Source organism: Fibrobacter sp. UBA2449, assembly GCF_002342555.1.
Taxonomy (GTDB): Bacteria; Fibrobacterota; Fibrobacteria; order Fibrobacterales; family Fibrobacteraceae; genus Fibrobacter.
Genome location: NZ_DDQF01000012.1, coordinates 313,168 through 323,462 on the forward strand (window position 1 = coordinate 313,168; position 10,295 = coordinate 323,462).

Below are 10,295 nucleotides of genomic sequence, written 5' to 3' on the forward strand. Positions count from 1 at the left end.
AGTGAGGTTATCATGCAGATAGTCAAAACACAGCAAGACGCAACCCTGACTCTCGCTCTCGAAGGGCGCCTGGATACGCTGACGTCGTCCCAGCTCGATGCCGAGATCCAGGGAAAGCTGGACGGTATCACGAGCCTCGTGTTCGATTTCGCAAAGCTCGCCTACATTTCTTCGGCGGGCCTCCGCATTCTGCTTGCGGCCCAGAAGGTCATGAACAAGCAGGGCTCCATGGTCATCAAGAATGCGGGTCCGGAAATCCGCGAAATTTTCGACGTGACCGGATTCAGCGACATTCTGACCCTCGAATAGCGGATCGCTTTTCGTGTTTCTTATAAAATAAGGCCCCGGCGGGTACTGCCGAGGCTTTTGTTGCTTGCCGGAAATGGATTCGGCTATGTGGTGCGCTACGGTTTTGCCGGGGGAGGCGGGTTGTCGCCGTGGCGCCGTTCCTTGCGCTCTTCGCGGAACTTTTTCATCTGTTCCTTGCGGAACTTGTTGAACTTTTCGAGCTGTTCCTGGGAGAGAACCTTGCCGAGCGCGGCGACTCCGTTGATGCGGTGCTCGAGCAGGGATCTGTCCGCGTCGAGGACTTTTGCCTTTGCCGCTTCGATGGCAGCGGCGTCATTCTTTTCGAGGGCTTCGCCAAGTGCTTTTTCAGCGTCGTGCTTCTGAGTCCTCAGTTCCCTGAAGATAGAGTCTCCCTTCGCACGGTTGGCGTCGAGAGCGGCTTTCTGTTCCGGGGTCACTTCCAGTACGGAATCGATGACTGCCGGATTCATGCGGCCTTTGAACCTGGGCCCGTCGGGTCTCTTGCCAAAATCACCATGATGTTCGTGCGGCCCCTTGTGGAAGTCGCCGTGGTGGTGCGGCCCGGGAGGCGGCATCTTTCCGTGGCGTTCGCACTGGAATGTCTCGGCCTTGTTGCAGCAAGTGTTGCACCTGCCACAGAAGTTCCCTAGGAAGAACCCGAGGGAAAGAGCAAGCACGACAAGGCTTGCGATGAAAAGTTTGGATCCTTTCATGGTATTACTCCTTGGTTAAATAGCTGAAGCCGACCGTTTCCTCGAAAGTTTCGAACTCGTCGCTAGTCGAGTTGCCTAGGCTGGAATACCAGCTCAGGACTTCGGACGGGGCCGAACGATCGATGGCGACGATATCGGTAGATTCGGCCTGGTTGCTGATGGCGGGAAGAAGCGCTGTTAGGCCTATAAGCACAAGGCTTGCGGCTATCGGGATGGCGCTGTACCAGCTCTTGATGGAAATGAACTTGGATGCAGAAACGGCGTCCGCTTCCGCGTCCAGTCGCTCGCAGACTTTGGCCCAGGAATCTTCCCTGGGGGCAAGCCTTTCGAACTTGGAGAAGTCAAGTTTGTCAGCCATGATTCTTACGCTCCTTTATACGTTCCTTTACAAAGTCCCTTACGAAGTGCCTTGCGCGACTCAGCCTCGCCTTGATGGTGCCTTCAGGCATTTCGTAGATCTCGGCGAGGTCCTTCACGTCGAGATCCTCGGCGTCCTTGAGCCAGAGCATGCTGCGCGTTTCTGCCGGCAGCTGCGAGAGCCCCTTTTCCAGGAGCTCGGCGTCATAGCTTTCGTCTTGCGGGTCCGGCTTGCCGATGGCCTCCTCGATGATGGTGCCGAGCTTCTCTTCTTCGAGATCGCGGTGGCGCTTCTGTGCGCGCAGCTTCATGAGGCATGCGTTTACGGTGAGCCTGTAGAGCCATGTGTTGAGCGCAGCCTGCCCGCGGAACCCTTGCACGGCCTTCGGTACCTGTACGAACACGTCCATGAGGATGTCTTCGGCCTGGTCGCGGTCCTTCAGCATCCTGAAGGCGAGATTCAGTACGTTGCCGCTCTGGTCCTGCCATAGCATGGCCAGGGCTTCACGGCTGCCTTCCTTCAGGTGTTGGAGAATCACTTTGTCGTTCATACCTTATTTTGATGTATGCGGAATGTCGCAGGTTGCAAAAAAATGGTTTATTTTTACATATTAGAAAAAAGAGGGAAAGCCGGCGTGTCTATGGCGAAAAAACGAAAAAATGGGGCGAAATACCTCGAAAAGCGGGTTTTGGGGCGCTTTTTGTGACGAATGTCATATCGGTTGTGGACAAAAAGTCAATGAAAGATGGCTAGGAATGTAAATTTTTCTACCTTGCAATAGGTATTTTATAGTTGATGGTTACTTTTTCGGACATAGCGGACTACCGCGACTTCTTGAAGGACTACTATGAACGCCGCAAGGCGGAGATGCCCTTCTACAGCTACCGCATGATGGGCGACAAGCTGGGACTCGATTCCAGCTACCTCTACCGTGTGCTGCAGAAGAAACAGCACCTTCCCGCCCATGCGTTGCAGGCTGCCAAGGAAATCTTGGCGCTGAGCGGTCGCGAAGCCGAATATTTTGATTTGCTCTTCTCTGCCGCTGTCAGCAAGGACAAGGCGAAGAAAGAGGAACTGATGGCGAAGGCTCTCTCCCTTCGCGATGTCGAACGCCACAGCCTCCAGGCGGCAGAACTCAAGCTGCTTGAGAACTGGTGGATTCCCGCCGTGCGCGCCTACCTGGATTTGAACGGCGGCGTGGTGAACGTGAAGCAGATAGCGAAGGACATCTGCCCCCCGATTACGGAGGACCAGGTCAACGAGGCTATCGAGATTTTGAAGGAAGTTGGGCTCGTAAAGAAACTCGCGAGCGGCAGACTGGCGCTTACGGATGCGCACCTCACGGTGGGCGGTCCCGAAAAGGCCAAGGCGGTCCGCAACTTCCAGCGGCAGGTGCTCGCGCTTGCCAGCGATTCCCTGGATAACGTTCCCGTTTCCGAACGCAACGTATCCACACTCACTCTCTCCGTGGACCAGTCCTGCTTCGAGGATTTGGGCGATATGTTGAGGGAATTCCGCAGGTTAGTGCAGAAACGGGTTGACGAATCCAAGAATTCCGACCGCGTTATGCAACTTTCAATGGCATTTTACCCGGTTGCCCGAAAAGGGGGCTTTCCTGAAAATGCTATAATGGGGGAAGGCGCAGGAGATAAAAAATGATGTGCAGGGTGTGGAAATTTGGGATAGCGGCACTGGGTGGAATCCTTGCCGCATGTACTGGCGGATCGGGAGACGATCTCGCCGGTTCTTCGCTTGAAACAGAAAATTCTATAGCGCTTTCTGTACAGCTTGCCGATGGGACTCCCGCGGCGCGCGTAAGCGTTATTGTTCGTCCCGACAGCTACCTGTCCGGGGCCGATTCCGTTGAAGGTTCCTTTGTGGAAGAAAACATGAACTTCGAGACGGATTCGACTGGAACCCTCATCCTGAACAACCTTGGCTATGGCAGCTATATCGTCGAAGCCAGGAATGATTCCCTGAAGGGCGCGTCCAAGTTCAACTACAGGTCGTGGCAGACTGACGGTGGCCGTGTGTCCTTGCACCTGGGTAAGCCCGGTGCCGTTTCCGGACAGGTGATTGTCGAAGACGACGCGGACGCATCCGAAGTGACCGTGGCGGTTCAGGGCCTCGATTATAGCGTCACCGCCGATGGCATGGGCAATTTTGAGTTCGAATCGCTCCCGGCGGGCTTCTTCGAGATGGTCGCCTATGTCCAGTCGGACAGCTCGGTGGTCGACGAGAAGGGCAAGAAGGGCAAGGTCAAGGTCGTTCGCAAGCTCGGGTCTACGGTAGCGGCCGTTTCTGCAGGTCGGGAAAACGTCATTGTCATTGACGTGCGGCCGCACGATTCTCTCCCGTCATTTGTCTTTGAGGATTTCGAAGGGCAAATCGATGCATGGAAGGTCCAGCATTCGGAAGATGCCGATGGAAGCATTGAAATTGTGGATGCCGGCCTTGGCCGGGATGGCAAGGCCGCGCATTTCACATGTGTAAATGATTCCGCATACAACTGGGTGCTGATGGGCCGTGCCCTTGGTGGCATGGTCGACATGAGCAATCTCGATTCCATCGTGTTCTGGGCGCGGGCCAGTGTTCCGACTGATTCCGACAAGTCGCCTTATATCTCCTTCTCGCTTGACCTGAATGTCGACAGCACGTCCGAACTGGAAAGTGGCAAGGCTTGGGTGCACCTGGATGTGGACACTGTTTGGAATCGCTACGTGGTGACTCCCGCAGGCTTCCTTGAGGCCGACAGCAACAATATCGGTGGTAACCTTGGCTGGGATGCGGTGAAGCATAACATTACCGATATCTCCATCTTCGGTGGCACCGGCGGCGAGTTCTGGATCGATGATATCGAGGTTTACGGCTACAGCAAGTTTGTGCCCGTGAAACCGGAAGATTGATAGAGCTTTTTTATCAGGAGATGCCCGACGTGCGAATGTGCGTCGGGCTTTCTTTTGACAATTTGTCAATGAGTTCTGCGTTCGGCGGGGCTCCAATTTCTATTTGCAAAGGTATTTTATAAGTGTATGGGATGGCTGCACTGTTTGGATTATGGTGCGGGCTTTCCCCCAAAAGGAGTTAATATGAGTGTGTGGAAAAGCGTGGGCGCGCTGTGTCTTGGGGCAGGTCTTGCAACCTTCGGCCTTGCCGACAATCCGATTTCCTCTTACCACTATCTGGCGGACCCTTCTTGCGCCTCCGATGGTGATACCTTCTACATCCTGACCGATGTGGATGACTACAACAACCAGACGAACTGGAACTACGATATTGTCGGCCTTTACGCCTTCACTTCCGAAGATATGAAGAACTGGACCGACCACGGCATGATTTTCCGCTCCAGGCGCGAATTCGGGAGCTACCCGAACAACACCTGGGCTTCGGGCATCGCCGTCAAGAACGGTAAGGTCTATATCGTTTACCCCGATGGCGCGAGCGGTGTGGGCATGATTACGGCACCTTCAATTGACGGCCCGTATACCGACCCCATTCAGGAATCCCATGGCGTGAACAGGATTGCCGGTGGCGGCAGCAGTGTTATCGGCGGCTGCGATGGCATCGCGCACTGCTTTGACCCGGGCATTTTCTTCGATGACGACGGCACGGGCTACGTGATTTTTGGCGGTGGCGAAAGCAGTCAGCGTCCTTACGGTAACAACTTCGACATTATCAAGTTTACCGAAAGCAACGGCAAGATTACCATGGACAAGAATTCCCTTACGCGTGTCCAGTTGCCGAATTCCTTCGAAGCGCCGTACCTGCACAAGAAGGGAAGCACCTATTACTTGAGTTTCAACAACCGTAGCCAGATTATTGATTACGGTACGTCCAACAAGATCATGGGTCCCTACAACTATGTGGGCCAGGTCATTCCGGGTATCGGTTCCGTGCCCGACGCTCACGGCGAAGGCGGCAACAACCACCACGGTTTTGCTCCGTTCAAGGACAAGTGGTATGCGGTTTACCACGACCGTCGCCTGGTGACATCGGATAATCACCCGGCCGCAACGACTCAGGCTGGCGTGCGTTCCGAAAACCCGAACTACGAAAACCACAGAAGCGTGTCCATCGACGAACTCACCTGGAATGGCGACAAGATGAACAAACTCACCTTCACCCGCGAAGGCCCGAAGCAGATCAAGAACTTTGACCCGTACAGGACGTACAAGGCGACCACGAGCTCCAAGCAAATGAATATCCGCAGCCGCACGGACTGGACCAAGGGCCAGCCGGTCAAGCACGTGCTCTTGCCGCTCACGAGCCGTAGCGAATCCTGGATCCGCGTGAGTGGCGTGGATTTCGGTAACGGTGCCGAGAATCTCCGCATCAAGGCCGCGAACGTGGGCGATGGCAACAAGATTGAAATTCGCAAGGGAAGTGCGACGGGTACGCTCGCCGGCACCTGCGAACTGGCGAAGACCAGCAACAACATGACTTTTACGGACAATGACTGTGCCATGACGGGCCTTACCGGCGTTGTGGACCAGCTGTTCTTCGTGTTCAAGAATAATGGCAAGGATTCTACCATGGGCGTTCTCGAATGGGAATTCCAGGGCACCAAGCGTGAACCTGAACCGCAGCAGCCGTTCGGCGGCAAGGTGTGGGCAATCCCGGGCAAGATCCAGGCCGAAGACTTCGACGTGCCGGGTTACGGCGCGGGCAACGATTCGTACAGCGACAACGATTCCGAGAACCACGGTTTCGAAAAGGCGAAGAGTGCTGCTGATTCCGCGAAGGTCAACTACCGCAAGGACGATGCTCCGTCTGTTGATCTTTACGCGAATGCGACCGGGATTATCGTGGGTTACAACCAGTCGGGTGAATGGCTCGAATACACGGTCGATGTCGCGAAGACGGGCGACTACACGTTCTTTGCCGCCGTTGCGACGGACAACCAGAATGCGAGCTTCGTGATGTCTGTTGACGGGGAAGATATTACCGAGACGATTCTCGCCTCGAAGACGGAAGTCGAAGGCTCGTTCGACGACTACGCCAAGGTGCAGGCGAACGTTTCGCTGACCGCGGGCAAGCATATCCTCCGCATGACGGTGACCGGCGACTGGTTCGACGTGGACTACTTCACCTTCGTGGAAGGCAAGAATGCGACCGACCCGGAACCGATCGGCACCACCGCGCTTTCGGAAGGCCTCAAGTTCCATGTGAGCAGCTCCGCCTATTACCGCGTGTTCGACCTTTCGGGCAAGATGCTCGGCAAGGTGGAACTTGCCGGCAAGAACGCCTCCCGCGTCCTGAAGGCTGCGGGCTACAGGCAGGGCGCCTACATGCTCAAGCAGGTGGACGGCAGCAACAAGTTCATGGCCCGCGTGGAGTAGATTCCCGCTCGTTCGACCTTCTGTAATGAGTTTCTAGCTTCTCTCTCGCAATCAGCCCCCGGTTTTATGCCGGGGGCTTGCGTATGGACAAAACGTCAATGGAATTTGTTTTGAATGTTGTTAAAAATGCTTGCGGGGATGGTAAATTATAGGGTGGTTAGACTGCGGTGTCGCGGTTGAATATGGGATGTATAAAATGAAGAAGATTTCCAAGGGAAAGCTTGGTCTGGCTGCTGTGTGCTGCCTCGCGGCCTCTGCGCTTGCAGATAACCCGATTTCTACCTATCACTACCTGGCCGACCCCGGTGCCGCTGCCGACGACGAATATTTCTACATCATCACGGACTCCGATGACCCGGCTCCGTACAATTCCAATGGTTACAAGATTTACGCCCTCTATGCATTCCGCAGCAAGGATATGCAGAACTGGACTGACTACGGCATTATTTACGATGCCCGCAAGGTGAACGGCATTAACGACATTTGGGCTTCCGGCATCGCCGTGCACAATGGCACGTTCTACATCGTGTTCCCCGATGGCGGTGGCGGCGGTATCGGCTACATCAAGGCTCCTGCAATTGACGGCCCGTGGACAAACGCCGTGGGCCAGGGCAAGGACAAACTGGTGGGCGGCCGCGGCATCATCGGTTGCGATGGCGTCTCGTGGTGCTTTGACCCGGGCATCTTTATCGATGACGACGGCACGACCTACGTCACATGGGGCGGCGGCGAAAGCAATAGCCGTCCGAATACCGACAACTTTGATATTGTCAAGCTGAACGATGCGAAGGATGCTCCGGTGGGTAACGGCAGCCACGTGAAGGTAAACAACCTCCCGACCCGTAAGATGCTCGAAGCGTCCTACATCCACAAGCACAAGGGCAATTACTACTTCTCTTACAGTACCGGCTGGCAGCAGGGTGCGCCTACCATCGACTACGGCATGTCGAACAACGTCATGGGCCCGTACACCTGGAAGGGCACGATTCTTGGCGACCCGAGCATGAACGGCAGGAGCATCAACGGCAACAACAACCACCACGGTATTGCCGAATTCAAGGGCCATTCTTACGTTGTCTATCATGACCGCCGTATTGCCAAGGGCCATAACGGACTTGAAATTATTCCGGCCGATGACGGTCAGCCGAAGCCGAACGAAGGTTACCACCGTAGCGTTTCTGTAGACGAAATGTTCTACAACAACGACGGTACGATTCAGACGGTGAAGGTGACGGACGAAGGCCCGAAGCAGATCGAGAACTTCGACCCGTACGACTGGTATCCGGCGCTCACGAGTTCCAAGCAGAAGGGCATCCGCAGCCGTTCCAACTTTGTGCAGGGCAAGAAGGCCGAACACGTGCTGATTCCGCTTTCCAGCAAGGAATCCTGGATACGTGTGAGTGGCGTGGACTTCGGTACCGCGGCAACGGGCTTTACGGTCGAGGCTTCGAGTGCTGCTGACGGCAACAAGATTGAAATCCGCACGGGTTCTGCGACGGGTACGCTCGCAGGTACCTGCACGCTTAAGAATACCGGCAGCAAGAACACTTACGCCGAAAACAAGTGCGAAGTTTCTGGCCTCAAGGGTATCGTGAACCAGCTGTTCCTCGTGTTCAAGGGTAACCAGGATTCTACCATGTACGTGAAGGCATGGGGCTTCGAGGGCAGTGGCACCACGCCTCCGGAACCGCAGAAACCGTTCGGTGGCACGGCCTGGGCTATCCCCGGCAAGATCGAGATGGAAAACTTTGACGAACCGGGTACGGGCCGCGGTGCGGGTGTCGATTCCTACAACGAGAACGATTCCGAGAACCACGGTGATAGCGACTTGCGTGAAGGCACCGGTGTCGACATCTACAAGAAGGCTACGGGTTATGTCGTGGGTTACAACCAGGCGGGCGAATGGCTCGAATACACCGTTAACGTGAAGGAAGCGGGAGACTACACCATGTTTGCCGCCGTCGCTTCTGCCAATAGCACTTCCGGCTTCCAGCTTTCCATCGATGGCGAGAACATCACCGATGCGATTGCCGTCCCGCAGGCAAGTTCCGGCGAAGAGAACTATGACGACTACAACAAGGTCAGCGCCAACGTGAAGCTCCCCGCGGGCGAACATATCCTCCGGTTCACCGTTACCGGCGACTGGATGGATATCGACTACATCAACTTCGTCGCGGGCAAGGATGCCGAAGATTCCGACCCGCTCGAAGGTACTACCGCGATCAAGACCGTCGCTCAGTTCAACTCGTTCGGGTCTTACACCTACCGCGTGTTCGACCTGAAGGGCAAGCAGGTGGGTACGGTGAATCTCGATGGTGCACATGTGGGCGATGCGCTCCGTGCGGCCGGATTCAGCAAGGGTATGTACATGCTCCGTTCTCTGCGCGGCGAAAAGAAGTTTATGGCCAGGGTTGCGGAATAAGTCCGTACACGGCCTAAAAGAGTCCCTAAACACCACACATCCAGACCGGCGCCTTTACGGCGTCATAAAGCTCCTCGGGATTAGTCCCGGGGCGCTTTTTTTTGCGCTCCCCTCCCTAGTTGTTATTGATAAATAGTCAATGAGAAGTCTGCTCGTGGGTGGGAAAAACGCCATTTTCGGAGGTAGATTATAGTCAAGAAAGGGCAATTTTGCCGTTTTAACATAGGGATGTGTAAAATGAAGAAGTCTTTTATGGGAAAATTTGGCCTCGCTGCTGTATGCGGCCTGGCTGCATCCGCTCTCGCGGATAACCCGATTTCCAGCTACCATTACCTCGCCGACCCGGGTGCTGCCGCAGACGATACGTATTTCTACGTCATCACCGACTCCGACGACCCGGCGGCAGCCAATGCCAACGGCTACAACATCAAGGCCCTTTACGGTTTCCGCACCAAGGACATGAAGAACTGGACCGACTTCGGCATTATCTACGATGCCCGCAAGGTTGACGGTATCGGCGATATCTGGGCATCCGGCATTGCAGTGAACCCCAACGATCACAGGCTTTACATCGTGTTCCCCGATGGCGGTGGTGGCGGCATTGGCCTCATCGGCGCCGACAGCATTGCCGGCCCCTGGACGAACCCTGTTTCGGGCAACAAGAAGCTCATCAACAACTGGGGTGGCGGTATTTCGGACTGCGACGGCATCGGCTGGTGCTTTGACCCGGCAATCTTCTTCGATGACGACGGTACGGGCTACTTCACGTTTGGTGGCGGCAGCAGCGATAGCCGCCCGGCAAATAACAACAACAACGACATTTTCAACATCTACAAGCTCAACAAGGACATGAAGGGCTTCGATGTGAGTTCCAAGACTCACCTGAAGATCGGTGGCCCGAAGGCGATGGAAGCCTCGTACATCCACAAGTACAAGGGCAAGTATTACCTGTCTTACAGCACTGCCGACCTGCGTATTGCTTACGGCATGTCCAACAACCCGATGGGCCCCTACGAATACAAGGGCATCTTCATGGGTAACCCGAGCATTAACGGGCAGAACATCAACGCGAACAACAACAACCACCATGGCATTGCCGAATTCAAGGGCCACTGGTACGTTGCCTACCATGACCGCCGCATTGCGAACGGTTA

9 protein-coding genes are annotated in these 10,295 nt (G+C 55.3%); 6 read left to right on the forward strand and 3 right to left on the reverse strand.

Annotated features, from left to right (window positions below):
- Positions 1 to 12 precede the first annotated feature (12 nt).
- Complete coding sequence (locus B4B27_RS08985; protein WP_173366542.1) at positions 13 to 309, forward strand: STAS domain-containing protein; 297 nt, start codon at positions 13 to 15, stop codon at positions 307 to 309.
- 95 nt (positions 310 to 404) lie between these two features.
- Here B4B27_RS08985 and B4B27_RS08990 read toward each other — a convergent pair whose 3' ends face one another.
- The 3 genes from B4B27_RS08990 to B4B27_RS09000 are packed head-to-tail and all read right to left on the reverse strand — an operon-like array spanning position 405 to position 1,930.
- Complete coding sequence (locus tag B4B27_RS08990) at positions 405 to 1,022, reverse strand: hypothetical protein (RefSeq protein ID WP_173366541.1); 618 nt, start codon at positions 1,020 to 1,022, stop codon at positions 405 to 407.
- A gap of 4 nt (positions 1,023 to 1,026) precedes the next feature.
- Positions 1,027 to 1,380, reverse strand: a complete 354-nt coding sequence (locus B4B27_RS08995) for a hypothetical protein (protein ID WP_173366540.1) — start codon at positions 1,378 to 1,380, stop codon at positions 1,027 to 1,029.
- On the reverse strand, positions 1,373 to 1,930 hold the full coding sequence (locus B4B27_RS09000) for an RNA polymerase sigma factor (RefSeq protein ID WP_173382189.1): 558 nt from the start codon (positions 1,928 to 1,930) through the stop codon (positions 1,373 to 1,375). Before B4B27_RS09000 ends, B4B27_RS08995 begins: the two co-directional genes overlap by 8 nt.
- 245 nt (positions 1,931 to 2,175) lie before the next feature.
- On the opposite strand from B4B27_RS09000, the gene B4B27_RS09005 reads away from it, so the two are divergent.
- The 5 genes from B4B27_RS09005 to B4B27_RS09025 form a co-directional block, all read left to right on the forward strand.
- A complete protein-coding gene (locus B4B27_RS09005; protein WP_173366538.1) occupies positions 2,176 to 3,039 on the forward strand; it encodes a DUF4423 domain-containing protein in 864 nt (287 codons plus the stop codon).
- Positions 3,036 to 4,286 (forward strand): hypothetical protein, encoded by a 1,251-nt coding sequence (locus tag B4B27_RS09010; protein ID WP_173382190.1) that lies wholly within the window; start codon positions 3,036 to 3,038, stop codon positions 4,284 to 4,286. The genes B4B27_RS09005 and B4B27_RS09010 overlap by 4 nt, the downstream gene beginning before the upstream one ends.
- Before the next feature lie 183 nt (positions 4,287 to 4,469).
- Positions 4,470 to 6,719 carry a carbohydrate-binding protein gene (locus B4B27_RS09015; protein ID WP_290725808.1) on the forward strand — a complete coding sequence of 750 codons (2,250 nt, stop codon included), beginning with the start codon at positions 4,470 to 4,472 and terminating at the stop codon, positions 6,717 to 6,719.
- 196 nt (positions 6,720 to 6,915) lie between these two features.
- Complete coding sequence (locus B4B27_RS09020; RefSeq protein WP_290725810.1) at positions 6,916 to 9,141, forward strand: carbohydrate-binding protein; 2,226 nt, start codon at positions 6,916 to 6,918, stop codon at positions 9,139 to 9,141.
- 237 nt (positions 9,142 to 9,378) lie between these two features.
- Positions 9,379 to 10,295 (forward strand): family 43 glycosylhydrolase (locus tag B4B27_RS09025; protein ID WP_290725812.1); only part of this gene is annotated, 917 nt, incomplete at its 3' end.